We start from the raw sequence: 25,901 nt of genomic DNA, 5'->3' as shown, positions 1-25,901 counted from the left end.
ACCCTCGTGTGGTGCCGCGTCAGGAACGCCCTGGACGACCACCGCAGGAGCAACGGGCGTACGCACTGCGCGGACGGGTGCGATGTCCGGTCCCCTGTGGAAGAGGTTTCTCCCCTTCGTTTCCGCATCCGCCGAGGCTGGTCACATCACCGAGGCGGTCCGTACCCGGTTCGACTGCCTTCCTCGGACCGGCGGCCCTCGTAAGGCCCGGAGCATCAGCCGTCTGCCTGGTGTGGATCGTCCTCGGCGTGGATACCGTGACGGTGTGCGTACACGATGGCCTGCGGGCGGTCGCGGCTGCCGGTCTTGGTGAAGATCTGGTTGATGTGCGTCTTCACGGTGGAGCGGCTCAGGTACAGCCTGGAGGCGATCTCGGCGTTGGACAGCCCTTGGGCGATCAAGCCGAGTACTTGGCCCTCGCGTTCGGTGAGGCCGTCGGGGAGGCGGGCGTCCTTCTCACGGTGGCCCGGGGCGTTGCGGCGGCTGGCGTGGATCAGGCGGTCGGCGGCGAGCGGGTCGAGCATGGCGTGGCCGGAGACGGCGGCCTCGATGGCGCGGCGGATGTCGGCGGCGGAGGAGTTTTTGGTGAGGTAGCCGGTGGCGCCGGCCTCGAGTGCGGCGAGGACGGAGTAGTCGTCGGTGTAGGTGGTGAGGACTACGACGGCCGTGGCCGGGCTTTCGGTCCTGAGTCGGCGTGTGGCCTCGACGCCGTCGGCGCCGGGCATGTGCAGGTCCATCAGGACCACGTCCGCGTCGTGCGCCACGGCGAGGTCGACGGCCTGGGCGCCGTCTGCTGCCAACCCGGCCACGTGTACGGTTTCGACGGCGCAACGGAGAAGAAGTTGTTCACGCTGGTGTGCAGCAGCATGCTCTCGCGGGAGCGGTTGACCACCCAGCGAAAACGTCGCAACCCCACCCCTTGTCACGAAGGGCTGGAATACGTCCTAGTGGGACCTCCGCAGTAGCTCGCGGAATCTGCGAGCGGTCGCCATGACCTGCGGCTTCGTGTCAGACCCTGAAGTCGTGTGCTGCCCCTGGTCCGCTCGCCGGCCGATCCGGCGACGCTGTGGGACCCTGCGGCGGTGACGGTCGAGACCGGCCTGGCGGACGTCTTCACCTCCCGCGCCGTCGGCAGGCGCAGAGTCGGCCCATGGCGATGAAGAAGGGGAACCAGGCTCGGGATTCGCACATCTAGTGGGGTGGCTCATCCCGGTGTGAGTGTTTGTCGTACGTGGGGCGGTGCCGGACGCCATCGAGGAGTGGCCGTGCGTTCGCTCACCCATATGGACAGGCGGCAAATGCTCAAGGCGGCCGGTGCGGGTGCCGTCATCATGGGGGCAGGTGCCGGACTGTACACCTGGCCGACAACGGACGGCGGCGCGTCGAAGACGCTCGGTGCTCCGGTGGTGGTGAAGCAGGCCGCTGCGGCCGGGGCGAAGCAGGCGTTCCTTCACATCATCGCGCACCCCGACGACAACCTGTACTTCATGAATCCGGACCTGGAACAGTCCATACGCAGCGGGGCGCCCTCGGTCACCGTCTGCCTGACCGGCGGCGAGTCCGACGGCCACAACGTCCTTTTGCACGACCCCATGGCCGGCATGGTCCCTTACGACCGCCAGAAGTACGTGCGGGCCCGGATGAACGGCGTGCGTCGGGCCCATGCCCTCATGGCCACGGGCGACACCGAAAGCCCGTGGGACGTGGACGCGGTATCGCTCATTCCCGGCTTCCAGGTGGAGGTGCAGACGCTGCGCGCGGCCCCGCACAACCAGTTGGTGTTTCTGGAACTGGTCGAGGCCCGCTCCCTGTTCGCGCCCAAGAAGAACTCCCTGCGGGGTCTGTGGCTAGGTGCGGCCGACACCCTCGCCACGCTCCCGCCGACCCATACTCCCGTGCGAGAGCGCTACGAGTACACCCGGGGCCAGCTCATCGACTCGCTGACCGCGATCATGGAACGGGTCCGGCCCACAGTCGTACGCACCCTGGACCCCAACGCCGTCCACAGGGCTGACAAGCCGCCGCTGTACTCCCGCGACCTGCGGCTGCGCGGCTTTCACTACCACGACCACGAGGACCACACCGCCTCCGCCCACTTTGCCCAGGCGGCGTTGGCCCAGTACTGGGGGCGCCAACACAGCCGTCCCGTGGCCGTCGAAAGCTACCTCGGCTACGAGAATGCCGCCCTGCCCCACAACATCGACCTCAAGACCGCCAAGCGCAAAGGCGATCTGCTGTCGGTCTACGGTTGGGCGGACGGCAAGGACTGCGGTGACAGGGCCGGCTGCGGTGACCGCAAACTCGGCGGCACAGCCCTCACCGGCGTCTCCAAGAACTGGACCCGCTCCACCTACCAGCGCGCCCCCGGCTCCAACTCCTGGCTGCTCCCCCTCAAGGACAACCGGTTGGCGGCCTTCGCGGTCCTGGACGGCACGGCGCGCTGCTGGGTGGAGACTGCTCCGGGCAGCGGCACCTTCGGCGGCCCCCACGGCCTGGGCGGGAAAATGTTCGAAGGGCAGCTCTTCGCCTTGCGCCACGGCGATGGAAGGATTCAGCTCTTCGCAGTCCATACGGTACTGCCGAGCGGCAAGCGTGCCCACCGTCGCGAGTTGATGACTGCGATCCAGTCCGATACCGGCGACGAGGGTGTCCCCGTCTTCGGCCCGTGGGAGTCGCTGGGCGCGCCGGACTCCGCCCCGGTCAAGTCACTGGAGATGGGCTACCCGGCCGCGGTCGCCGACAAGGACGGGGTGGTGCACGTCTTCGCACGCAACTGGGACGGCGGTGTGAGCCACCGCAGCAGCGTCCGCGGCGGGAAGTGGACGGACTGGCGGCGGGTGGCGTGCCTGCCCGGGAAGTACCCGCAGGTGGTGGACGGACTGGACGCCTGTGTCGACTCCGCCGGGCTGATCCACCTCGTCGCTCCCAACGCCAAGTCCGTACTGCACTGGGTGTCCACGAAGCCCGGGGAACTCCCACGGCCGGTCCCGGCGGTCGGCCTGCCGCGGCCCGCCGGGCCTGTCAGCGTGGTGCCGCTGGCGGACGGGGGCATACAAATCGCCTACCGGTTGCCGATCACCGCGCAGGTGCTGCTCGCCAACTGGGAGCGGCAGAGCGGCGGTTGGGAGGTCATCGGGAAGGCAGAGCGGATCGGCGGCTACGGTCGGGTCAGCGTCGCGACTGTCGGTCCCCAGGGGCGGCGGACGGTGCTCGCCGGGCGCGACGACGAAGGCATGGTGCGTGTCGCCACGGCCGACAGAGAGCCGGGGCGCTGGCAGACGGGGAAGGTGCTGCACACGGCGGCACCGGCGGTGGCCCGGGACGCCAACGGGCGTGCCGTGGTCGCGGTCCTCGGCACCGATGCGCGCCTCTACACCGCCCGACAGGCCTCCGGCACCGATTCGAGGGGACCCGACTCAGCCTTTGCTCCCTGGTCGGCCGCGGCCGGACGGTAGGCCGCACACGCGGTCCGGGCAGGCGTGTCCGGCCACACAGCCGCGCATCGGTCGCAGGCGGTCAGGCGCCGCCAGACTGCGGCACGGGGCGGTTGCGGAAGAGACGAACCGGCCGGAGGACCGATCATGCAACGGACCCCGGGGTCCTGGCCACCATTACCGCCGCCGTGCCACTGGAACGGTGAGAATGAGAACCGCGGTGTTGTCAGTCGGGCTTGCGGAGTCTCGCGATGGAGCTGATGAGCTCGACCTCGGCTCGGTCAAGGTCCGGCCAGGGGAACTGGTAGCCGTTGCGCAACAGAACAAAGCCGTGCATGGCCGCCCACAACTGCGTTGCGGTGGAAAAGACGTCTGTCACCTCGGAGGATCCGTCGGCGATGCAGAGTCGGAGGCTTTCCATGAGGTAGGCGAACGGCCCGGCGTCGGGGTTGCGGGAGTCCGGTGCGTCCGCGGGGGTGGGGCGGGGTTCCGTTCCGCGGAGGAGCCGGTTGCGCTGGAAGAGCAGTCCGTACAGATTCGGGTTGTCAAGTCCGAAGGCCATGTAGGCGCGGCAGCCGGCGATGAGCCGGTCCCGGGGTGCCTCGATTCCTTCCTTCGCATCCGCGATGAAGCGGCCTAGCTGGGCGAAGGTCTCGACGGTGACGGCCTGCACGATCTCGTCCGGGCCTGCGAAATGCAGGTAGATCGACTGGGGCGCGATGCCGATCCGCCGTGCCACCCCACGCAGGCTCACCGCGCTCGCGTAGCCGTCCTCGATGAGGATCTCTCGGGCGGCCGACACGATGTCGCCGCGTAGGGCCTGCCCCGCACCCCGGGGGTTGCGTTGTCTGCTCCCGGCTGCCGCTTTACTCACGGCCGTAACCTTACGCCGATGCCGGTTCGGCGCGAGCTGGGCGCGGGTCAGCCGAGAGGGTCGGGGACCTCGTCGGCGGTGGCCGCTTCGCGCAGCAAGGCAGTGTCCTCGCCGCGCAGCGGCTGACCGTGGCCGAAGCAGACGGTGTCGACGTCGATGTCGGCGAAGCGCCGGAAGGACTCACGGGCCTGTGCCCGGTCGAGGTTGAACGGCCCGAGTATGACCTGGCCCCCTTGCCCGGTGGCAATGTCACCGGTGAACAGGACGGCCTCGTGCGGGAAGTGCAGGGCGATGCTGCCGTCGGTGTGGCCGGGGGTCGACAGGACGCGGGCGTCGATCTCCTCGAGGATCTCGTCGTCGTCGAGCTCGCGGTCGACACGAGAAGGCGCGGCGTCGGGGATGGTGCCGGCGATGTGGGCGTAGAGCTCCTCCTCGGCGTGGGTGAGGGCGGGAAGCGAGCTGTAACTGCTGCCGCGGATGATCGGGGCATCGTTGCGGTGTGCCCAGACGCGGACGTTGGGCCAGGCGGCCAGTTCCGCGGCCGACCCGGCATGGTCGGGATGCCAGTGCGTCAGGACCACGTGGGTCAACGACTCCCGGTCCAGGCCCCAACCACGCAAGGCCTCGGTGATGACTCTGCCTTGCCCGGCGATGCCCGTGTCGACCAGCACCGCGTTCGACCCGCGGCGCAGTAGGTAGGCCTGTCCGGGCCCGTCGTCGAGCACCATGCGCAGGTCGGGGCGCACATCAATGATCTTCATTTCGGTCTCCCTCGGACAAACCGGCTGGATGCACCTGCGTGACCGCGCGCCTCAGCAACCTCACGGCCGTAACCTCACAGGCGTGAGGTTAGTGGGGTGTTCTTGGCTTGGCAATACCGCACTGACGCATGCCATCGCACCGACGGTCCGAATCGCTGACCCATCGCCCTCTCCGGTATCCGCCGCCTCAACTCGAAATCAGGCCCCTGACCTGTATCAGCCGCCGCACCCCGCAAGGGGCGACGGGTGAACCGCCGCCGCGGCACAGCGCGCGATCGTCACCGACCGGATCCCCGCTCTCAGCCGCTTCGGCATCAGCCGGCCCAGCCTCGTCTACGGCACACTGCCCGATGCCGGGCTGGGCGAGCCGGGCCGGCGCCTCGTACGGGCAGATGCGACGGCATCCGCCGACTTCAGCGGACGTCGGTTGCTTGCTTGCTCTTTGCCGGTGGATGGGGTGAGTTGTCGGCCAATGCGTGCAGCCGCCTCCGGCGCATCGGGAAAGCGGGGTGCGGCGCGTCTCGCGTGACGGCGGCCTTCGCAGCGCGTCCGTCACCGCGGTTGCCGTCACCTGCGTTCGGTTGCGCAACGACTGCCCCGGCCGAGTTCCGCACCCGTGATCACGGCACGGGAAGCGGCGCACAAGGCATGGTCCTGTGTCGTGGACACCCTTTGCCGGGCGTTATGGAACATCTGGTGCACCGCGCCGTCGGTGTGCGGGTGTGAAGCAGCTCGTTTCCTGCCCACGCGCTGCTCCGCCGGCCGAGGTGCCTGATGTGTGTGCACGGTTCCGCCCTTTGTGAACAGTCGGCTGTCGGCCATATGCCCGGGGTACGGGCCAGCTACTGCGCGGTGTCCGGCTCTTGTCGCAGGTGTTCCGCGGTGGCTAGGCTCCCGCTCACTTTCACGCTTCACGCACATATTCGACACAAGGGGCGGCCGGGCGCCGCATTCCGGGCGTACGGGGGGTGGGGAACGTCGACGTGTCTCCGATTCGGCAACCCCCCGAGGGACCCGTCCCGCCCAAGGACAAGGGCGGCCCCGCCATCCGGCAGTCCCGCGGGGAATACACGGACCACCCCCCGGCCGGACCACCGGCAGCCGCGGCGAACGGCACGCCCGTTGAGCCGCCTTCCCCTCCCCCCACCCCGAGGCGCGGTGACTTGAGGATCCTGTGGTGGGTCAACGCGGTCGACGGACTCGGCAGCCAGGCGTCCGGACTGGTTTTCCCGCTGTTGCTCCTGGATCTGGGCCACTCACCGGGCACCGCGGGCGCGTTCGCCAGCGCTGCCGCGCTCGCCGGAGTGGTTCTCGGCCCGCTCGTCGCCGTACCGGCCGACCAGGGACAACGGCGCCGCATCATGACAGGTTCTGCTGGATTCGCGGCCCTGGGCACGGGGGTGCTGGCGCTGACCTGTCTGGGCCGCCCCGCGTTATGGCTGGTGATCGCGCTCGCTCTGCTGGAGCGGCTGTGCTCCATAGTCTACGAGGCCGCGTCGCGCGGAGCCCTGGTCCACCTGGCCACTGTTGACGAACTGCCCCGCGCGGCCGCCGGAATGCAGGTGGGCGATCAAGTCTCGCTCATCCTCGGTCCGGCGCTGGGCGGGGCCCTGTTCCAACTCGCCCGTCCGTTGCCCTTCTTGGCCGACGCCCTCTCCTACGCGGCAGCAACTCTGGGCATACGGGCCGTTCGTACCCCCCTCGACCTGCCCGCCCCCGCCCCGGGCGCACCGGAGGCCGGCCCTCGTCCACGGCGGCGCGGGGCGTGGCGTGCATGGCCCGGCGCCGCGAAAGCCGGGCTGGCCACGGTTGCCGGCTCCCCGGTGCTGCGCCTGGCCGTGGTGTGGACGTCGACGGCCGGCGGCACGCTGACGCTGCTGTTCTACACCGCGCTGTTCCAGTTGGGTGGAGGTGGGCACAGCGCCAGGACCGGTCTGGTCCTCACGGCATCCGGGGCGGCCGGGTTGCTGGGTTCCCTGGTGGCGGCCCCGGTGGTGCGACGGCTCGGTCCGGCACGCGTGCTGACCTCGGTCGCCTGGCTGCTGCCCGTGCCGTGCGGCTCCCTGCTGTGGGCCGACAGCGTGTGGAGCTGGGGGGTGGCGTTCGCCGGGCTGTCCTTGCTGGTGCCGCTGATCACTGTCGTACTGTCCAGTGCCGCCGTGGCCTGCACACCGCCGGCCGTGCAGTCGCGGGCTGCGAGCGTGATCGACTCGGTGTCCGCGCTGGCCGCCGCCGGTGCCCCGGCCGTGGCAGCGGTCCTGGTCACCACCTGGAACACCCGGACGCCCGCGATGCTGTGCACCGTGCTCTTCGTCGCCCTGGCCGTGTACACCCAGGCAAGAGCCCACGGGGTGCTCCGCTCGGGTGCGGCGGCGGCAAATGGCGGCGTCCTGGACGGGAGGCAGCAGTGAGTGACTCCTTCAAGGTCTTCCTCAGCGCCCTCCCGGAGGTGTGCGCGCGCGACCCGCGTCGCATGGTGCTCGCGGCGGACGCCGGCGGCCGCTGCGAGGTGTTCACCTGGGATGCGGACGCCCGCAGGACCCGGCAGGTCACCGACCGGCCCGGGGGCACGATGCACTGCGCCATCGACGCCGACGCCTACGTGTGGTGGTTCGAGGAGGACACGGACGGGCGAGGGCACTGGTGGTACCAGCCGTTCGAGGGAGGCTGCCGACTGCCCGGCCTGCCGGGGGCGCCGGCCGGGCTGCCGCGCGGTCTGGCGGTGACGGCCGACGGTACCGTCGCCGCGGCGGTCGCCACCCGCCATGGGACGACGAGCGTGCTGGTGGGGCGGCGCGGGCGGGCTCCGCGCGAGGTCCTCACCACACCCGGGCCGTGCCGCCTGGGCGGCCTCACCCCCGAAGGCGACCTGCTGGCCCTGGTGGGAGTCTCCGACGGTGACGCGGCCATCACCGTCATGACCGCCACGGGACGGGTCGTCTCCACTCTCCCTCGGCCCGGCGACCCCAGGGGCAGGTTCTGGTGCCGCGGCTTCTCACCGAGGCCCGGGCGGCCCGAACTGCTGCTGGTCCACGAAAGCGAGGACCGCTACCAGCTGGCGACCTGGAGCCCGCGCACCGGCCTGATCACACACCACTGGTGCGGCTTCGACACGGAGATCAGCGCACGCTGGTACCCCGACACCCGTGAGGTCCTGGTACGCCAGGACCGCCACGGCCGCTCGCTGCTGCACCGGGTGTCCCTGCGTACCCGGACGCGCCACATCGTCCCCACGCCCGCCGGCAGCCTGCTCGATGCCGCGCCACGGCCCGGCGGAGGGCTGCATTACCTGTGGACCGACACAGCCCACCCGCCCGTCCTCCACGCGACCGACGGTATCCCCCTGCCGCAGCCCGGCTCCCTGCCGCACGTACCCGGCCGGCACACCGACCTGTGGACCCCGACACCCGACGGCCCCGTCCACACGCTGCTCAGTCTGCCGCACTCCGCTTGCGGCACCGACTCCGCTTGCGGCACCGACTCCGCTTCGGCTCCTGCCTCTTCCTCCGGCGAGAGCCGGCCCGGCCGTCCGGACACCGGTTCCGCGGCTCTGCCGCCGGCCGTGTTCCTGGTCCACGGCGGACCCGCCGACCACGACAGGGACGCCTACGACGGCATGGTTCACTCGCTGGTGGCCTCCGGCTACGCCGTCGCACGGGTCAACTACCGCGGCTCCACCGGCTACGGCCCCCGCTGGCGGCGCGCCTTCGGGGCCGGTGCGGGGAGTGTCGGCCACACCCAGGTGGCGGACCTGGCCGCCGTACGAGCCGATCTCGTCCGTCGGGGACTCGTCGACGACAGGGCGATCGCCCTGTGGGGGGTGTCCTGGGGCGCGTACCTGGTTCTGCTCGCCCTCGGTTCCCGCCCGGAGCTGTGGCAGGCAGGCATCGCGGTCAAACCCGTCGCCGACTGGGTCACCGCCCACCGGATGACCACGCCCACACTGCGCGCCCTGGACGTCCGATGGTTCGGCGGAACCCCCGAAGAGGTACCGGAACGTTACGCCCTCAGCTCGCCCTTGACCTATGCGGCTTACGTGGCGGCACCACTGCTCGTCGTCGGCGCGCACAAGGACGTCAAGTGCCCGCCCGAGCAGATCCGCAGCTACCTCACCGCCCTGACCGCCGCGGGCGTCGAACACGAGCAGCTGTGGCTCGACACCGGACACGACGGTTACGACGGCGCGACACACGTCGCCGTCCTGCGCCGCGCCCTGACCTTCCTGCGCACCCACCTGGGCGCCCCGGCGCCCGCCGGCCCCTCACGTCCCCCGGCTCGTCCGGGAGGACCCCGGTCCCGCTGACGCACACAGCGGGACCGGGTCGTGCACGGCACCACCCACTCGAGAGAACCCGAGAAGGAGGACAACCATGCAGAAGGACATCATCCACAACGATCCGCTCGAAGACGACGAGGAGAACCGCAAGCCCAAGGTCGGCATCACCATCACCATCCCGATCCGCAACGCCGACGGCGGCAGCGACGAGGAGTGACCCATGGCCCGGCCGGTCCCCCCGGGGGCCGGCCGGGCTCCCTCCCCGACACCCGCCGCCCGCTCGTGCGCAAGGAGCCACCGTGCGCGTTCTTCTCGTCAACATGCCCTGGTCACCGATCGATCTGCCCTCACTGGCCCTCGGCATCCTCAAACGAAGCGTCGACGAACACGTCCCGGATGCGACATGTGAGGTTGTGCACGCCAACCTGGAGTTCACCGACTGGATCACCAGCCGCACGGAGTTCACCGCCGAGGACTACGACTACTACGCGCTGTCCTCCTACTTCCTCGGCTGCGGTGACTGGGTTTTCTCCTCCGCCCTCTACGACGACCCGGAATGGAAGGACTCGGAGTTCGTCGCCGTGATGACGGACAAGCTGCGCCGGTCACGGATGCGCATGACCCGGGAACTGCACCGCGTCGTCCCCGAGTTCGTCGCGGACGTGGCCCGTCGGGTCGTGGAGCTCCGGCCCGACGTCGTCGGCTTCACGTCCACCTTCCAGCAGAACGCCGCGGCACTGGCCGCCGCACGGCAGATCAAACGCCTCGCCCCCCACGTCGTGACCGTCATGGGCGGCGCCAACTGCGATGGCGAACAGGGGGCCGCCGTCCACCGCAACTTCCCCTTCGTCGACTACGTGGTCCGCGGCGAGGGCGAAGCCGCCTTCCCCCGGCTGCTGACCGCGTTGCAGGGCGGCGACCGGGCCGCTGCGGCAGCGATCCCCGGGCTGTGCCACCGCACACCGGACGCCGCGCACATGGCCAACCCGATGGCGACCGGGCCGTTGCCGCCCGCCGCCATCCTGCCCCCCGACTACAGCGGCTACTTCGAGCGTCTCGCCGCCTGTGTCGCACACAAGTGGGTGGAGCCGAAACTGGTCGTCGAAGGCGCGCGCGGCTGCTGGTGGGGGGAGAAGCACCACTGCACCTTCTGCGGTCTGAACGGTTCGTTCATGGAGTTCCGCAGTAAGAGCCCCGACACCTTCTACCAGGAAATCATGGACCTGGCGGAGCGCCATCGGGTGCTGGACATGTACGTGGTGGACAACATCCTGGACATGCGCTATCTCTCCACGGTCCTGCCCCGCATCATCGACAGCGGATACGACCTGCGCATGCACATCGAGATCAAGGCCAACATGCGGCGCCCGCAACTACAGGTCCTGGCGGACGCGGGGCTCATCTACGTCCAGCCCGGCATCGAAAGCCTCAACAGCCGGGTCCTCGACCTCATGGACAAGGGAGTCAGCGGCTGCCAGAACGTGCGCATGCTCCGCGACGCGGCGGAGACCGGGCTCGCGGTGTCATGGAACTACCTGCACGGCTTCCCCGGTGAGACGGCGGACGACTACGACCCCGTCATCCGCCAACTCCCCGCGCTGGAACACCTCGACCCGCCGGTCGACCTGTCCGCCCGGATCGCCATCGAACGCTTCAGCCCGTACTTCAATCGGCCCGAACTGGGCTTCACCGGGCTGCGGCCCGAGCAGCACTACCTGTTCACGTACGACCTGCCCGAGGCGGAACTGCACGACCTGGCCTACGTCTTCCAGGCCCCGCAACGCGGTATCACGGAGCCGACGGTGGGCCGCCTCAACGACGGCCTCGCCGCCTGGCAGAAGCACCATGCCGACGCCCGCCTCACCCACACCGACCTCGGTGACCGCATCGTGCTGGTCAGCAGGCGGCACTCGTTCGACTGGCGGACCATGGAGCTCACCGATCCGTTCGAGACCGCGGTCTTCCGGCTCCTGGACCAACCCCACACCGCTGCCGCGCTGCACCGCAAGACGGCGGGGGCCGCCGCTTCCGCAGGGTACGCGGAGCGGACACCGCAGGACCTCGAGGCTCTTCTGGAGAAGTGGGTCACCCTCGGCGTGGTGTTCACCGACGCGGGCCAGTACGTCCACATCGCCCCCGCCGCCGTGAACCAGGACCTGCTACGTCTGGATTACATGCGCCACGTCCACGCCCGCCCCGAGGCCGGCCTGCCCGCCGCCTCCCCGGCCGGCGCTCCGGCCGAGCCGACGCCGGCCCTGTCCTGACTTCCTGACCGTGACGAAGGACCACAGATGACAGCCACCGCATCGGACCTGACGATACGTGCCTGGCGCGACCACGACCCGCAAGCCCGCCGTCTGCCGGGCATGTTCCTGGGGCCCGTCCCGGTGACTCCGGACGCCGAGCACGTCAACCGCCTCTTTGCCGGGGGCGTCCGCCATGCCGAGCTGGACACCACCGTCGACCTGTCCACCGCCGATCCCGCGGCCCACCGCCCGGCGATCGACCGACTGCGCCTGGTCCGCGACCTGACCGCACACGCCGTCTCCGTCGACTGGGACCTTTGTCTGTCACCGGAGCGTTCCGCACACCAGTGGAAGGTGCTGTCCCATCTGCACCCGCCACGCACGATCACCGGTCTCGCGGACGCCCAGGAGGCCCTGCACGCCTGGCGAACCCGCCACTACCTGTGCAAGCTCGTCTGGCGCCAAGGTCCGGGCTTCGTCCAGATCCGCGACCGTCGCTGGGGAGACCTGCGCCGCTTCACCGCCGACGAACCCCGCTACCAGGACGCCATCGGCCTTCTCGACCCCGGGGTTCACCACATCGACGTACCCGCCGACGTACTGGAGGAGTTCACGGCCGAACACCTCGTCCTGCGAGTCGGTGATCTGGTCTGGTGGCTGCCCTACCGGGTCTCCCGCTGGCTCCAGGAAGGCATGGCCGTGTGAACATCGGCTCCCACGGCCGACAAGGCTGCCGGGATCACCGGCGTCCGTATGCCGCGCATGAATGCCATCATGGAACGCTGGGTCCAGACCTGCCGCCACGAACTCCTGGACCGCACTCTCGTCTGGAACGAGCGCCACCTGCGCCACGGCAACACGTCTGCTCTTCTTCCGGTTCAGGCGATCTGGAGGGTGGCCATCATGGCCATGTCCTCGTGTTCGAGGTTGTGGCAGTGGGCGAGGTAGCGGCCCCGGTAGGTGTCGAAGCGGACAGCCAGGTGGACTTCGGTGCCTGGGGAGAGTTCGACGGTGTCCTTCCAGCCGACGTCGTAGCGGCCGGGGCCGGCGGCGCCGCGGCCGAGGACCTGGAAGAAGGCGCCGCGCAGGTGGAAGGGGTGGCGTTCGACGCTGAGTATGCTCCAGCGTTCGGTATCACCGAATCGCGGCCTCAGCAGCGGCGTGTCGGGGTCGAAGGGGCGGCCGTTGATCCGCCAGCGGGAGCCGTTGCGGGAGAAGACGAGGCGGCGGTGGGCGCCGCTCGGGGTGAGCTTCGGCAGGTCGGAAAGGCGCGCGGGGACGGCCGAGTCGTCAGACGCCTTGCGGGCCACATGGAACCGCATGAGGTGCTGGGTGCCGGCGGTGAGCTGGGCGATCTCCAGGACGAAGAGCCCGAGCAGGATGGGCACCGCCCGCGGCCCGACGAGACGCCTGCGGCGGGCCACTGCGGCAAGGACGGTCAGGAACAGCGTGATGCTGGTCAGGAGGGCGGCGTTGGTGGCGTGGCTGTCGATCATGTCGTCCCGGCCGGACATGAACATGCCTGCGAGGACGGGCTGGAGGAACATGGACACCGCGTGGACGATCACGGTGACCCGCAGGGCGAGGAGCAGCATCATCGGACCGCCTCCGCGTGCGGCGGCTTGCGGGTCGCCGTCAGCCGAGCCGCGACCAGGCCCATGAGGTATCCGGCGAGCAGCAGGCCGAGCCCGGCAACCAGACCGGGCTTACCGGTCATACAGGCCACGACGGCGGCCATGACCCCGGTGCGGGTGGCGACCGACGTCCACAGGCGCGGGTCGTGAAGTCTGGCGGCGAGTTCGGCGGGCAGGTCGTCCTCGGCCTGCCGGGCGGCCTTGACCATGCCCCGCAGGTCCTTGCCGGTCAGCGGCTCGCCCAGCAGGACGAGCATGGTCCAGCCGGTGATCCCGGCGATGATCCAGCCCTGCCAGTTCCAGGCGTCGACGGCCAGCCACAGTCCGGCGGCGAGAGCGCCCAGCCGCCCCCACACACCGAAGGCGGCCGATGCCGTCAGGGCCCTGAGCCCTTCGCGGGCCTGGGGCGCGGTGGTGGCGTCGCGCAGCATGTGGACGCCGAACCAGTCGGTGATCAGGCTGACCAGCATGGTGAGCACCGCGAGGAGGTGCGCCGCGAGGAGCACGTCTTCGAAAGACATGGCGTGGATTCCTTCAGGAGGCCGGGGACCGCGGGTGGTCCCCGGCGGGGTGGATCAGGAGGCTGCGTCGAGAGGCCTGGGCTACTTGGGGGTCTGGGTCTCGGCCTGGTGCTTGAGGTTGTTGACCCAGTTGTGCAGGGAGTTGTCGAGGGCGGCCTGGAGGGGGGCCTGGTTGGCTGTGACGGGTGCGCCGGTCCAGGACTCCTCGGTGTGGACGAGGACGCCGTCCCTGGTGGGGGTGAAGGTCCACACGTGGACGGCGGTGATGCCCCGGGCGGGGCCGCCCCAGGCCAGGCGCTTGCCGGGCTTGACCTGCTTGACGGTGGAGGTGATGTCCAGTCCCTCGGTGCTCCAGCGGAAGACGGAGCCGGGGCGCAGGCGTCCGGGGGTGTCCTTGACGACCGAGACGACGTTGGGCTGCCAGGCGGGCCAGTTCTCGACGTCGGTCTGGATCTTCCAGATGGTGTGCAGGGGGGCGTGGATGAGGATGTTCTCGCGGGTGATGACCGGCGCGCTCTCGTCGATACGGACGTCGCCGGCGTGGGTGACCGAGGCCGGGGCGGGGGCGGCGGGCCGGTCGTCGGTGAAGGCGTAGGCGGTACCGGAAGGGGCGAGGAGGAGCGCGGTGGTGGTGGCGGCGGCGAACTTCGCCACGGTCAGGGAACGCATGATGGTCGGCCTTTCAGGGAGCAGACGGTTCGGTTCAGCTGTTGTCCGTGTCCGTGTCCGTGTCCGTGTCGGTGTCGGTGTCGGGGATCCACGAGCCGTGGATGCCGCCGGTGACACGGCGCGGGAGGTGGACGGTGGCGATCCGGTCGAGGCCTGAGGCGTCCAGGACCAGGAGCTGGGAGGCGTCCTGCTTGAGATCGGAGAGGACGGTGAGCAGATAGCCGTCGTCCTCGCCGGTGGCGTCGGCGGCGGGCACGAACACGGCCTCGCTGGGCAGGCGGGCGTCACCGACCTGGTGGATGTGGCGGGCGCCGGTCGTGCGGTCGTACTTGACGATGCCGTAACCGCCGTAGCCCTCCTGGTCAGGGAAGGAGACCGCGTACTGGTAGCGGTTCTCAGCGCCCAGGAAATCCTCGTTGAGCGTGGGGAACTCGACAGCGAGATCATCGATGATCTCCTCGCCGACGCTGCCGGCGGCCAGGTCGATCACCCAACGGCGGTTGTAGGAACGTGTGTTGGGCTCGGTCCCGCGGCCGGGGGCACCGACCCACCAGTTCCACGAGAGCTGGAAACCCTCCCGGTCCACGGTCGGGCCCTCCAGCACGATGCGGCCCTGGGCGTCCTCGTAGGCATTGCCGGCGTGCAGCATGTTGCCCGGCTCGATCGCGAACCAGCGGATCTGCCCGGCACCCTTCGGGCCGCGGGGCATCACGCCGATCCGCGCCGGCTGCGCGTCGTTCCAGCCGTAGGGAATGCCGGAGTGCTCCTTCGGGTCGAAAGTGACCGTGCCCTCGACGAAGACCACGTAGTTGCGGGTGACGGCGAAATCGTGCTTGAGGGAGGCAGAGGCCCCGGGCACCTCGAAGCTGTGCGTGACCTGGCCCTTGGCGTCGGCCACGTAGTACATCAGGTACGGCGGGAACGGCGACGAGCCGAAGAAGTGCAGCTCACCCGTGACCGGATCGGTCTTGGGGTGCGCGGTCATCGCGCTGCGCAGCTTGCCGTCGAAGTCGTAGACGCCGACGGTGTCCAGCTCTGGCGTCAGCTCGAACGGGAAGTTCGCCTCGCACAGGGCAAGGAGACGTCCGGCATGCTCGATGACGTGGGTGCCCGCAGTGCTGGCCGTCAGGTCCGGGCCGTGCTCGGTCATGTAGGGAGCGCCGTCCAGAGCCGGAGTGCGCACCCAGCGATTGCGGTACCACTCGGCGCGGCCCGCACGCAGCCGCACGCCATGGACCATGCCACTGCCCTTGAACCAGTGAGCGGGGGTGACACCCGGCTTGGGGTTGTGGCTGTTACGGATCAGCCGGCCCGTCAGCTCCGGCGGCAGGGCGCCCTCGACGGTCAGTTCGGTAGCGGTGATCTCATCGACGGCCGGAGTGTAGTGGCCGGTCAGATAAGGCTTCGTGGACATACGTGCACTCATTTCTCGGTGGTGACGGTCAGGCGGTTCTCGGTGGTGACGGTCAGGCGGTCTGCTCGGCGCGGGACTTGAGGGCCGCGAGCCACGCGGTCAGGGAGGCGTTCAGGGCCTGACCCAGTTCATTGACGGCGGCCTCGACAGGGGCGCCGCTCCAGGACTCCTCGGTACGCACGATGACCTGGTCGCCCGTCTGCTCGAAGGTCCACACATGGACCCCTTCGATACCGTTCGCGGGGCCACCCCAGACCAGGCGCTCGCCCGGAACGATCTCCCGGACGGTGGAGGTGATGTCCAGCCCGTGCGTCTTCCAGCGGAAGGACGTGCCGGGCAGCAGCGGACCATCAAGCTCGGCCTCGTCCACATCCGCGTTCCAGTCGGCCCAGGCGTCGATGTCGGTGTGCAGGGCCCAGATCCGCTCCAGCGGGGCATCGATCACGGTCGAGAGCCGGACGATGACGGGAGCGGATTCGTCGATGGTGAACATGAGGTTTTCCTTGCTTTCGTGTTCAGACGGTTCATGACAGTGGCGAGGAGGGCGGTTGCGGCCAGCACCGCGGCGGAGACGACGAACGCGGTGCGATATCCGTCGGTCAGCGCTTCGAGGTGCGGCCGGTGGGCGGCGGAGGTGACGGACCCGGCGACGGTGGCCAGCACCGCGAGGCCGATCGCGCCGCCGACCTGGCGTGTGGTGTTCACCAGTCCCCCGGCGAGCCCGGAGTCGGCCTTGGCCACGCCCTCGATCGACATGGCGGTCAGCTGGACGAACGCGACGCTCAGGCCGAGGCCGACCAGGACGCTCGGGCCCAGGACATCGGTGACGAAGCTGCCGTCCGCGCTGATGCGCGACAGCCACAGCATTCCGGCGGCCTCGGTGAGCAGCGCTGCGATCGCCGTGGCCGTGGCGCCGATCCGGCGGGCGATCCGCGGTGCGAGGGTCGCACCGAGCATGTTCGCGGCGGCGAGAGGGAGCTGCCCGAGACCGGTGACCAACGGGTCGGCACCGAGGACCTGCTGCTGGTAGAGCGGCAGGAAGAAGAACAGCGCAATCCACACCGAGCCGAACAGGCCCATCAGCACGTTCCCGGCGGCCACCCGGCCGCCGGCGAACAGTCTCGGCGGTACCAGCGGGTGGCGGCTGCGGCGCTCGATCAGGACGAACGCCGCGCCCAAGACGGCCGCGAGCGAGAAGGCACCGAGTACACGGCCGTCGGTCCACCCGTCGCTGCGGGCGGTGGTGAGCCCCCACACCAGACCGGTCAACGCGAGGCCGATCGTGGCGGTGCCGGGAAGATCGAACGGAGCCGCTTCCCCGGCCGCGACGCGTGGGACGAACACGGCGCAGGCAACCAGGACCAGGAAGGTTCCGAGAGCGACCACGTAGAAGATCCACGGCCAGCCCCACGCCTGGTTGAGCACGCCGCCCAGGACGACCCCCGCCGCGCCTCCCGCGCCGGACACCGCGCCCCAGATGCCCAGCGCGCGGCCCCGTTCCGGCCCCGGTGGGAAGAGATCCATCACCAGGGCGAGGGCCGCGGGGGCGGTGATCGCGGCGCCGACCCCCTGCACCGCGCGAGCGCAGATCAGGACGGCGGGCGACGTCGCCAGCCCGGCTGCCGCCGAGGCCGCCCCGAACAGCGCCAGGCCGGCGAGCAGCACCTGGCGACGCCCCAGCAGGTCCGCGGCGCGCCCGCCGGCGAGCAGCAGGGCCCCGAACGCCAGGCCGTATGCGTTGACCACCCAGGTGGTGCCGCCGTCCGACAGGCCGACGCCGGCGCGGATCTGGGGCAACGCCACGTTCACGATCGAGGTCGCGAGCATGACGGTGAACTGCGCGGCGGCCAGCACGGTGAGGGCGGTGCCGCGGGATCGCTTGCGCATGGCGAACTCCACAGAGGTCATCGCGGTCTCTCCGCAGCGGACTTCAGGTGGCCGAGCCACTGGACGAGGGACTCGCCGAGCGCCTGCCGGATGTTGGCGGCGTCGGCCCGCACCGGTGCGCCGTCCCACGATTCCTCGGTCGCGACGAGGGTCGCGGCGGAACCGGACGAGGTGAGCGTCCACTGGTGAACGGCTGTGATGCCCTGGGCCGGGCCGCCCCAGAGAATGCGGCGGGGTGCCTCGACCGCGTAGACGGTGGAGGCGATGTCGAGTCCCGCGGTGCGCCAGTGGAACGTCGCGCCCGGCGTCAGGGGATGCGGGGCGTGGGCAGAGACGATGTCGGGCTGCCAGGACGGCCAGGACGATACGTCGGTCAGTAACTCCCACACCACGGCGGCGGGGGCTTTGATCGACAGTTCATGGCGGACGACGACGGGGGCGGCCCGGTCGATGCCGGCAGGGGGGTTGTTCATGCGACCGAGTCTCCTGTGGCGAGACCCGGTCCCTCTTCGGCGAAAGTCGCCTAGACCATCACCTAGATTGCTGGGCGAAGATCTCGGCGAGCTGCCGACGCGAGGTGATGTCGAGCTTCTTGAAGATGTTGCGCAGGTGGGCGTCGATCGTCCGGGGGCTGAGGAAGAGCCGATCGGCGACCTCGCGGGAGGTGGCGCCGGTCGCGACGAGCCGGGCTATGTTGAGCTCCTGGCCGGTGAGCGCCTCCAACACCCCAGTCGTGGCCGCCTTGGCCTGCTCCCCTGCGGCGGCCAGCTCCGCGCGGGCCCGTTCGGCGAATCCCTCCGCACCCATCGTGGTGAACAGGTCGTGGGCCGCGCGCAGGGCGTCCAGCGCCTCGCGACGGCGGCCGCTGCGGCGCAGCCACACTCCCTGATGCAGCAGGGCCCGGCCATACCAGGCCCGCATACCGCTGGCCGCCAGCCTGGCCACGGCCTCGGCGTGGAGGGCTTCCGGCTCGTGCGACAGCAGAGCGCCGAGGGCCGCGCGCACGCCCAGCGCCCAGTCGGTGCCCGCGACCCGCGCGTGCTCGTCCAGCCGGGCGAACGCCTCGCGTGCGACGGCGTCCTGACCGCATCGCACCGCCGCCTCGACCAGTTCGGGCAACGCCAAGCTGGTCGTCGACAGGTCGCCGTCGGCGAGCGCCAGCCTTGCCCACTCAAGCGCCGCGTGGTGGTCGGCGACGCCGTTGGCATAGAACGCCGCGGCGCTGTGGGCGGTCGCCGTCAGCCAGCCCTTCCGGCGGGCACGCGACTCGGCCAGCACCCGGTCGATCAGCGGCTTGGCTTCAGCGGTCCGTCCGCGCAGGGCCGCGGTCTGGAGGTGGCCGTACCAATGGACCGGGACTCCGGTCACCTTGGCTATGCCGTCGGCCTCGCTGAGCAAAGCGGAGGCGCTGATCAGATCACCGCGTTGCGCGGCGGCCATGGCCTGCATCCAGAGCCCGACGGGGAGGATCACCAACGCTCCGCTGGTCCGGGCCGCCGCGACGGCGTGGGCGGCGAGTCGTTCCTCCAGGGCGAAGTCCCACAGTTCGACGGCGAGCAGCGCTGCCAGCGACAGGCGCCGTGTCCACAGGGGATCGGCCACGTCCGACAGCAGGCGGGACAGTACGGGGACTGCCGTGAGGTCACCGTCAAGGTAGGCGACCAGCGCGTCCAGCAGCTCGTCGGCACCGGAACGTTCTCCCTGTGCCGCGGGCGCCCGCCGGGCCGCCTGAAGAGCGGTCCGCTCAGCGGGCGAGGACCGGCCGACGACGAGCCCGGCCTGGAGGGCGTCCAGCAGGTACAGCCGGGCACGGCCGGGGTCGAGCTCGGCGGCCCGGATGAGATGGCTGACGGCGTCGGCAGCGTCGTTGCCGAAGAACGCCGCCTGCCCGCGGGCGAGTTCGGCCTGGACCCGCCCGGCGTCATCGATGGGGCCGTTCTCGGCCGCTTCGACCAGGGTGACCGCGGTCTCGAAGGCACCGGCCTCCAGCGCCGCCCGGGCCGCGGCGAGGCTGCGCCTGACCCGGAGTCGCGGATCGGGAGTGAGCGACGCGGCCTGTTCGAGGAACGCGGCCTCGGCGGCGGCACCGCCCCGCCGCCGTGCCCGCTCCGCACTGCGCAGCAGGTCGGCCGCGACGTCTTCATCGGGACGGGGCGCGGCCTGCGACCGGTGCCAGGAGCGCCGGTCGGGATCGGTCCCGGGATCGGTGACTTCGGCGAGCGCTCCGTGGACGAGCCGCCGGTCGGCTATGGACGCGGCGGCGTACACGGCCGACCGCACCAGTGGATGCCGGAACCGGCAGCGCCCTCCCAACTCGATCAGCCCCTCTTCCTCGGCCTCGGGGCCGGCCTGCGATCCCACACCGAGCAGATCCGCGGCCCGCCACAGCAGACCCGGATCGCCGAGCGGCTCGGCGGCCGCGATCAGCAGCAACATCCTGGCCCCGGGTGACAGCTGGGAGACCCGTTCCCGGTAGCTCTGCTCGATCCGGTTCGCCGGTGACGCCGGAGTGGGCAGCCCGAAGCCACCCGCGAGCCCGGCGGGACCGAGCCTGCGGGGCAGCTCCAGTAGCGCGAGAGGATTGCCGCGCGCCTCGGCGAGAATCCGTTCGCGCACCTGGTCGTCCAGCGGCACCGGAACCCTGGACGCCAGCAGATCCCGCGCCGCCTGATCGGACAACCCCGACAGCGCCAGCTCCGGCAAGCCGTCGAGTTCGTCGACGCCGTGCGGATCCCGCAGCCCGAACACGATCGCAATCGGCTCCGCGTCGATCCTGCGCGCCGCGAACGCCAAGACCTGCGCCGACGCCCGATCCAGCCACTGCGCGTCATCCACCACACAGGCCACGGGCCCCTGACTCGCCGCCTCCGACAGCAACCCCAGCAGAGCGAGCGCCACCGCAAACTGGCTGGGCGCGCTGCCCTCTCCCAGCCCGAACGCCACAGCCAGGTCCTCCCCCTGCCGAGCAGGAAGCCGACCGAGCCGGTCATGCAACGGCCGGGTGAGCCGATGCACCCCTGCGTAGGCGAAGTCGGCCTCGAACTCGGCCCCGTTCACCCACAGCACCCGCACCCCGTCCTGCCCGGCCAGGGCATGCCGCAGCAGAGTGGTCTTGCCTATGCCCGCCTCACCCCGGACCACCACTGCACCACCACGACCGGACCTGGCCGCAGCGATCAGATCGGCTATGACATCCCACCTATCAGGCAGGATATGTTTCGAAACAGGCAGCAACCCCACATCGGGATCATGTCACGCCCGCTCCGGCACGGATATGGCCAGTTTCATACAGCTGGCGACTCGAAGATCTGGTAAGAAGCGATCGACCGTTGAGCGGTGAGTGTCTGACTGCGCGACAGCGCCGACGACCAACGGCGGACGAACGCGAGCGTCAGCGGGCAATCGGTGCAGGTGAGAGCCCCACCAGCCCGAGGCAGCGCCCTCAGCCAAGTTGCTTCGGGACGAAGAGGTCACTCGGTTGGAGCTACGAGATCTAAAACAAGCAGCGCAAGGAGGAGCACCTCTACGACATCAGCAGCGCGCCCGCATGCCGCAGCGCCTGCATCCGCTTACCGCTACAGCGAGTGTCCGAGGGGGGACTTGAACTCTCCATTCGGGCACCAGCAAATTAGTTAGCTGACCTGCGGATACGCACCCTGTGAACCTCCTTCGAGACTGTGCGGGTTGGTCATCCTCACCTGCTGTTTCTGCCCGTTCCTGGCCGCTGTTGGTCATGCGTTGGTCGCGTGTCGAACCGGGCTCTCAGGGCAGCCTGACACCGACATCCTTCGTCGAAGGGCTGTACGCCCTCGCTCAGAGGGACTGCTCTGGGGCCGGATCCCACAGGTGATGGTGCAGTGCTACTGAGAGACCTGCTTCGTAGCCTCGATGAATCGGCTCCAGGAAGCCGGATTGAGACTCAGGTGACCAAATTCCCGGTACTTGGTGTCTCGCACCATGACACGAGAGAGGTCATTGTCTGCGACTTCGACACAGCTGTCGGATTTCGTGTAGGAACTCGTGCGCCAATTCGGGTTCGTCGCCAAGGTCCCGCCTCCTAATCGGTCGGCATCCTGTCGTAGTGATGGATTGCAGCGAAAATTAGGTCTCGTACAGCGGTTCCGTATACCGCCGACTGTTTCAAGAGGGCGAACGCTTTAGCGTACAGCTCGATTTCTCGGGACTGAGTTACGGAAAACTCTGCTGAGAAGGTCTCAACTAGTACGAGCTTGTCATCGAACATCGAGAATGAGTTACCTGGCCAGATGCGGAGGGGCGCCGACCTGGGGACGATGCCCAGGCTCAGCCTGGCCAGCCCCATGACCGACAACAGGCGGTCGAGTTGCCCCTTCATCACCTCTTTCCCCCCAAAGTTGCTGTACAGCGCCTGCTCGCCGAGCAAGACGTTAAAGATTCGATCGCCTCGGTATAGGTACTGCTGACGCTCAAGCCGCTTAGCCGTGGCGGCTTCGGCGTCGTCGGGAATCTCGTAATAGTCGACGACCTGCTTGAAGGTCTCTGCGGCGTACTCGGACGTTTGGAGCGTCCCCCATACGAGCGTCGGATGCCAGATCCGAAATACCTTGGTTCTTGAGTAGACCGGTATTGCAGCCTGCTGACTCTTCTCCGCCCCAGTCGCCAACTGCCGGCGCCACTCAAGCCACAGCTCGTCAATGTGCCGGACCGTGGCAATCAGGTCTTCGATCTGCTCGGATCTGTTGGTCGTCGTGCACCAGACGCGGATGTCGTCCTCGCTGGCGTTCTGCTTCCCGTTCTCGATCCGGGAGACCTTGGACTCCTGCCATCCCGTGGCCAGCGCGAATGCCCGGCCGCTCACGAAGCCCGCATCCTTGCGGAACCCGCGAAGCCGGGCACCCAACGCCTCTCGTGCTTCTTGTGCTTGGTTGCTCACTGATGGGTCAGGGCTTGTACTCGGCGTGAGGGATGGCGATGGCCAAGAGCAGGTCTCGCAGACGGATGCACTCGGCCACGGTGTCAGGGTCTTCCACGATCTCTGACCCGAGAACTCGGCCTTCAGGATCGAAGTGCCCCACGGCAAGAAGGCGGTCGTCGTACAGCCACCAGTCGTTCCCTCCCAGGGGGAAGGCAACCCCTTCCGGCAGCCGGTGCCTCGGAAGCCATCGGATGTCCTCGCCCATCTCGATGTTGAGGTGGGTGAGCGAGTGCTCCCAAGTGACGTACTGGCTGTGGGGCTCTGTGACCACGCGAACGCGACGGACTGTCTTGCCCTCACCCGTGACGCGCTTCATCAACGTCGTCCAGTCGTCGAGCCACGAGTAGTCGTCGGGTTCGCCACGCTTCCATCGGGCGTACGGCGTGTCCTCGATGGGAGACCCGTAGTCGTCTCGCAGCTCCAGATGGAAGGCATCGCGCTCGAACTGGTTGAACAGCTCGTCACGCTGCGCGGGGCTGATCAGGTCCACTGTCTTCCTCCAGGAGGGCCGTGATCGAGGACTTGGGGACCTCGATGCAGGTCTCATAGTCGGGCATGCGCATCTGGCTCAGGGCTTCAGCGTCGTGCATTTCCGGGCCTTGAAGGACGCAGGTCCCCTGTTCCGTGACGATCTTGATCGGGTCGTTGTACTTCTTGATCTCGCCTGTGGGGAGTCCGTCCTTGGTCAGGTGCTCGAACAGCTCGGTCGGCACCTCGATGACGGTCTGTCCTTCCGGCACGTCGAGCTGCATGAGGAGTTCGTTCGCATACACCTTCCAGCCTTGGATGACGTAGGTGTCCTGGTCGCTGGCGTACAGGGTGGGGCTGTCTCCCGGGGTGGAGTTCTTCCCAAGGAACCGTAACCGCATGATTGCTCTCCCGTCCGCTTCCTTGCGCCGGATTGCGCGACATGACGATGGTCGCGAGGTCGTTCGAGCCCGTCACTCGGCTTGCTGCAAACTGACGCAATCTCCTTGGGACTTGGACGCCAGCCCCTCTACGTTCGTCTTCGGACCCAACCTGCTGAGGCAGCACCGAGGGGAAAATCGTGGTGGCCAGCGTGATCCGAGAGCCTGAGACGACCAGAGAACACCTCGAAGTTGACTGGTTCAGGGACACCATCACCGTGATTCAGCTCATGGACCTCTCCCGGTCGACCCGAGCGGACATCGACGCCAGGACGACGGAGTGCATCGGGCACCTGGAAGAACTGTTGGCCGTAGACCTCGGCGCGGACCAGGACGACGAGGTGATGGTGCTCTTCCGCCGGGCGTACAGGCACCTGGACCTGTCCAGCCGCCCCACGCCGTCCACGTCGGCTTACGACGCCTTCGTCTACATGCGCGAGACAGCGACCATCACCTTCGCCCTGCTGAAGGTCTACGTGACCAAGAACGAGGGTGAGACAGAGTGAGAGCGACATTCAGGCACGTGGACTACAGGGTCGTCCTGGACCCGGCGGGAGAGCGGACCTGGAAGGGCCGCTGTGTCTCCGGAGACGAAGAGGACTGCGGAGCCGAATCCCTGGTGCTTGGGAGCGAACAGGCTCCTACCGACTGGATGGCCGTGCACACCAAGCAGACGGGACACGAACGCTTCGAGCGCATTTACAAGGACTACGCCCTCGTGCGGAAGGTCGAGTAGTGACCATCCAAAAGAGGTGGTCACGGGGGCTCTGCTGGCTGTGCCGGAGGTCTGACCAAGAGGTGACTTTCATAGGCCCCATCACGGTGAATGGGGGAACCGCCCCCGGCTTCGCGTGCCGAAGCTGCTGTGACTGGTCGCGCCGGTATGTCGACGCCTACAACCGGCAGCTCGACGCACGGCCGGCCTGCTAGCTCCCCGTCCGTCTGCTTCCCCCGTGGTGGATGGACGGGGTCCAGGACCCCACCCCCGGCCCTTGGACGTCACAAGTCGGAGTCGGGGGTGGGTCAGCAAGTGCGCATCAGATCAGAGGAAGAGAGGACTTCCGAATGACTGTGGCACCCGAAAGGCCCGTCTCCCTGCTCCAGGGCAGGTACCTGGTGGCGCCCGAGCTGTTCGCGCGCCTGGTGGACTTCTGCGCCGAGGAGTACGGACACGAGCAGTCGATGGCCGACCGCATCATGAACGAGGCCCTGGCGTTCATCGACGTCATGGGCAAGACCGGTGAGGGCATGTCCCCCTCCCAGGTCGTTGACCCCGGCTGGCACACCTTCGTGCTCCACACCGAGGACTACGCCGCCTTCTGCGGTGAGCAGTACGGCCGGTTCATCCACCACGCCCCGAAGAGCCGCTACCGGGACCGGGCCACGATGGTCGACGTCGTGACCAAGATCCGCGCTCACGGCTATGCCGTGGACGAGTCCCTGTGGGGCACCAAGGCCGACTGCAACGAGCCGACCTGCTGCGGGGACGGGCCGTGCTGCTGAGGCCGGCCGCTGTCAGTGCCAGCCGCTAGTGTCCGGCCCTCACGATCCGGGACTCCAGGTACAAAAAGGGAGCTTTCATGGCAACTGCCGAAGGAACAAAGGGTCGGGGCCGCTTCACGGCCTTCTCCATGTTCGGACCCGTCTTCGGCTACGCGAGCACTCTTGTAGATGACCAACAGGTTGCCTACGTCGGTCCCTTGCCCCCCGGAATCGAGTGGCGCCTGCTCTGGCGAGTGGCAGAGAGGTGCTGTCGGGCGGGAGAAGGAGAAGCGGCACACGCCCGGTGGATCATCACCCAGGCAAACCGCGCGTTCATCTGCGGCAGTGACGTCGTCGTGAAGCTCTCCCACTCCGATTGGGAGATGGAGCCTGGTGGTCGACTCGTGGAACTCGGCGCCCCCTGGTGCAACCAGGACGGTTTGGTCACCTGCAACCTCACGGTGCCGGACCTCACCGCCGAGCAGATCGCCCCGAAGTTCACCTACTACCCGCAGTACGCGGGATGACGCCCCGACCACTCTCGCTCTCGCAAAGGTCAAGTGGCCGAGGCGCCTGGCTCCCCACCACCATCAGATGAAGGGAACGCACTCATGAGGGTAGACATTCCGGCGACCACGCCGGGACCTGATCCGCCGGGCAGTCCGCCACCGGCCAGGCCGCAAGGCACCCAGCACAAAACCCGGTGAGCAGCCCTCCGGGCATCAGCCCCCTCTGAAGGGGTGCATTAGCCTCGGGCTTTCGTGAGGTGATCTGTCCGAGGCTTGATCACAAACGCGAGAAGTGCTCCTGACCTGGAACGATAGGACTTGTCGAGGGTCCA

General features: G+C 68.9%; 25 protein-coding genes and 1 pseudogene. 11 read left to right on the top strand and 15 right to left on the bottom strand.

All coding sequences use genetic code 11. The annotated features are described in order from the left end of the window. Positions 1 to 215: 215 nt before the first annotated feature. The gene (locus tag AB0958_RS32735) at positions 216 to 926 is read right to left on the bottom strand and encodes a response regulator transcription factor (RefSeq protein WP_366894100.1); all 711 of its coding nucleotides are present in this window, start codon (positions 924 to 926) and stop codon (positions 216 to 218) included. Positions 927 to 1,283: 357 nt separating this feature from the next. Between AB0958_RS32735 and AB0958_RS32730 the strand changes: the two genes are divergently transcribed. Then, positions 1,284 to 3,455 carry a PIG-L family deacetylase gene (locus tag AB0958_RS32730; protein ID WP_366894099.1) on the top strand — a complete coding sequence of 724 codons (2,172 nt, stop codon included), beginning with the start codon at positions 1,284 to 1,286 and terminating at the stop codon, positions 3,453 to 3,455. Between the two features lie 205 nt (positions 3,456 to 3,660). On the opposite strand, the gene AB0958_RS32725 is transcribed toward AB0958_RS32730, so the two are convergent. Both AB0958_RS32725 and AB0958_RS32720 read right to left on the bottom strand, forming a co-directional pair. Further along, positions 3,661 to 4,308 carry a TetR/AcrR family transcriptional regulator gene (locus tag AB0958_RS32725; protein WP_366894098.1) on the bottom strand — a complete coding sequence of 216 codons (648 nt, stop codon included), beginning with the start codon at positions 4,306 to 4,308 and terminating at the stop codon, positions 3,661 to 3,663. A gap of 47 nt (positions 4,309 to 4,355) precedes the next feature. After that, positions 4,356 to 5,069 carry an MBL fold metallo-hydrolase gene (locus AB0958_RS32720; protein WP_366894097.1) on the bottom strand — a complete coding sequence of 238 codons (714 nt, stop codon included), beginning with the start codon at positions 5,067 to 5,069 and terminating at the stop codon, positions 4,356 to 4,358. Positions 5,070 to 6,232: 1,163 nt separating this feature from the next. Here AB0958_RS32720 and AB0958_RS32715 point away from each other — a divergent pair. From AB0958_RS32715 to AB0958_RS32690, 6 genes and pseudogenes are all read left to right on the top strand, one after another. Beyond that, positions 6,233 to 7,480 carry an MFS transporter gene (locus AB0958_RS32715; RefSeq protein WP_366894096.1) on the top strand — a complete coding sequence of 416 codons (1,248 nt, stop codon included), beginning with the start codon at positions 6,233 to 6,235 and terminating at the stop codon, positions 7,478 to 7,480. After that, entirely contained in the window at positions 7,477 to 9,372 is a 1,896-nt protein-coding gene (locus AB0958_RS32710; protein ID WP_366894095.1) for an alpha/beta fold hydrolase, read from the top strand. The genes AB0958_RS32715 and AB0958_RS32710 overlap by 4 nt, the downstream gene beginning before the upstream one ends. Positions 9,373 to 9,439: 67 nt before the next feature. Continuing rightward, the gene (locus AB0958_RS32705) at positions 9,440 to 9,562 is read left to right on the top strand and encodes a hypothetical protein (protein ID WP_358981307.1); all 123 of its coding nucleotides are present in this window, start codon (positions 9,440 to 9,442) and stop codon (positions 9,560 to 9,562) included. Between the two features lie 82 nt (positions 9,563 to 9,644). Continuing rightward, on the top strand, positions 9,645 to 11,609 hold the full coding sequence (locus tag AB0958_RS32700) for a RiPP maturation radical SAM C-methyltransferase (protein WP_366894094.1): 1,965 nt from the start codon (positions 9,645 to 9,647) through the stop codon (positions 11,607 to 11,609). 27 nt (positions 11,610 to 11,636) lie between these two features. Further along, complete coding sequence (locus AB0958_RS32695) at positions 11,637 to 12,296, top strand: DUF5825 family protein (RefSeq protein ID WP_366894093.1); 660 nt, start codon at positions 11,637 to 11,639, stop codon at positions 12,294 to 12,296. A gap of 33 nt (positions 12,297 to 12,329) precedes the next feature. Continuing rightward, positions 12,330 to 12,443, top strand: a pseudogene (locus tag AB0958_RS32690) (integrase); the annotation flags it as partial. A gap of 26 nt (positions 12,444 to 12,469) precedes the next feature. Here the strand turns inward: AB0958_RS32690 and AB0958_RS32685 are convergent. The 12 genes from AB0958_RS32685 to AB0958_RS32630 form a co-directional block, all read right to left on the bottom strand. Further along, positions 12,470 to 13,189, bottom strand: coding sequence for a multicopper oxidase domain-containing protein (locus AB0958_RS32685; protein WP_366894092.1), 720 nt, complete (start codon positions 13,187 to 13,189; stop codon positions 12,470 to 12,472). Then, a complete protein-coding gene (locus tag AB0958_RS32680; RefSeq protein WP_366894091.1) occupies positions 13,186 to 13,746 on the bottom strand; it encodes a hypothetical protein in 561 nt (186 codons plus the stop codon). The genes AB0958_RS32685 and AB0958_RS32680 overlap by 4 nt, the downstream gene beginning before the upstream one ends. 81 nt (positions 13,747 to 13,827) lie before the next feature. After that, entirely contained in the window at positions 13,828 to 14,415 is a 588-nt protein-coding gene (locus AB0958_RS32675) for an SRPBCC family protein (RefSeq protein ID WP_366894090.1), read from the bottom strand. A 34-nt stretch (positions 14,416 to 14,449) separates the two neighbouring features. Continuing rightward, entirely contained in the window at positions 14,450 to 15,829 is a 1,380-nt protein-coding gene (locus AB0958_RS32670) for a carotenoid oxygenase family protein (protein ID WP_366894089.1), read from the bottom strand. Positions 15,830 to 15,881: 52 nt separating this feature from the next. Beyond that, positions 15,882 to 16,322: an SRPBCC family protein gene (locus AB0958_RS32665; RefSeq protein WP_360236497.1), complete on the bottom strand. Its 441-nt coding sequence runs from the start codon at positions 16,320 to 16,322 to the stop codon at positions 15,882 to 15,884. Further along, positions 16,271 to 17,716 carry an MFS transporter gene (locus AB0958_RS32660; RefSeq protein ID WP_366894088.1) on the bottom strand — a complete coding sequence of 482 codons (1,446 nt, stop codon included), beginning with the start codon at positions 17,714 to 17,716 and terminating at the stop codon, positions 16,271 to 16,273. Before AB0958_RS32660 ends, AB0958_RS32665 begins: the two co-directional genes overlap by 52 nt. 17 nt (positions 17,717 to 17,733) lie before the next feature. Continuing rightward, the gene (locus AB0958_RS32655; protein ID WP_366894087.1) at positions 17,734 to 18,189 is read right to left on the bottom strand and encodes an SRPBCC family protein; all 456 of its coding nucleotides are present in this window, start codon (positions 18,187 to 18,189) and stop codon (positions 17,734 to 17,736) included. 58 nt (positions 18,190 to 18,247) lie between these two features. Continuing rightward, the gene (locus tag AB0958_RS32650; RefSeq protein ID WP_366894086.1) at positions 18,248 to 20,956 is read right to left on the bottom strand and encodes an AAA family ATPase; all 2,709 of its coding nucleotides are present in this window, start codon (positions 20,954 to 20,956) and stop codon (positions 18,248 to 18,250) included. Between the two features lie 620 nt (positions 20,957 to 21,576). After that, on the bottom strand, positions 21,577 to 21,762 hold the full coding sequence (locus AB0958_RS32645; protein WP_366894085.1) for a DUF397 domain-containing protein: 186 nt from the start codon (positions 21,760 to 21,762) through the stop codon (positions 21,577 to 21,579). An 11-nt stretch (positions 21,763 to 21,773) separates the two neighbouring features. Beyond that, the gene (locus AB0958_RS32640; protein ID WP_366894084.1) at positions 21,774 to 22,628 is read right to left on the bottom strand and encodes a helix-turn-helix transcriptional regulator; all 855 of its coding nucleotides are present in this window, start codon (positions 22,626 to 22,628) and stop codon (positions 21,774 to 21,776) included. 7 nt (positions 22,629 to 22,635) lie between these two features. Then, positions 22,636 to 23,160, bottom strand: coding sequence for a DUF6879 family protein (locus tag AB0958_RS32635; protein ID WP_366894083.1), 525 nt, complete (start codon positions 23,158 to 23,160; stop codon positions 22,636 to 22,638). Further along, a complete protein-coding gene (locus tag AB0958_RS32630) occupies positions 23,132 to 23,539 on the bottom strand; it encodes a hypothetical protein (protein WP_366894082.1) in 408 nt (135 codons plus the stop codon). Before AB0958_RS32630 ends, AB0958_RS32635 begins: the two co-directional genes overlap by 29 nt. Positions 23,540 to 23,721: 182 nt before the next feature. Between AB0958_RS32630 and AB0958_RS32625 the strand changes: the two genes are divergently transcribed. The 4 genes from AB0958_RS32625 to AB0958_RS32610 all read left to right on the top strand — a co-directional run bounded on the left by AB0958_RS32625 (position 23,722) and on the right by AB0958_RS32610 (position 25,587). Beyond that, a complete protein-coding gene (locus AB0958_RS32625; protein ID WP_366894081.1) occupies positions 23,722 to 24,084 on the top strand; it encodes a hypothetical protein in 363 nt (120 codons plus the stop codon). A 17-nt stretch (positions 24,085 to 24,101) separates the two neighbouring features. Next, the gene (locus AB0958_RS32620) at positions 24,102 to 24,314 is read left to right on the top strand and encodes a hypothetical protein (RefSeq protein WP_366894080.1); all 213 of its coding nucleotides are present in this window, start codon (positions 24,102 to 24,104) and stop codon (positions 24,312 to 24,314) included. Positions 24,315 to 24,643: 329 nt separating this feature from the next. Continuing rightward, positions 24,644 to 25,081 (top strand): hypothetical protein, encoded by a 438-nt coding sequence (locus AB0958_RS32615; protein WP_366894079.1) that lies wholly within the window; start codon positions 24,644 to 24,646, stop codon positions 25,079 to 25,081. A 362-nt stretch (positions 25,082 to 25,443) separates the two neighbouring features. Further along, on the top strand, positions 25,444 to 25,587 hold the full coding sequence (locus tag AB0958_RS32610) for a hypothetical protein (RefSeq protein ID WP_366894078.1): 144 nt from the start codon (positions 25,444 to 25,446) through the stop codon (positions 25,585 to 25,587). Positions 25,588 to 25,901 lie beyond the last annotated feature (314 nt).

This window comes from Streptomyces sp. NPDC006655, assembly GCF_040703965.1.
Lineage (GTDB): Bacteria > Actinomycetota > Actinomycetes > Streptomycetales > Streptomycetaceae > Streptomyces.
The sequence above is the reverse complement of the archived record's forward strand: the minus strand, read 5'-3'. Positions and strand labels throughout refer to the sequence as shown.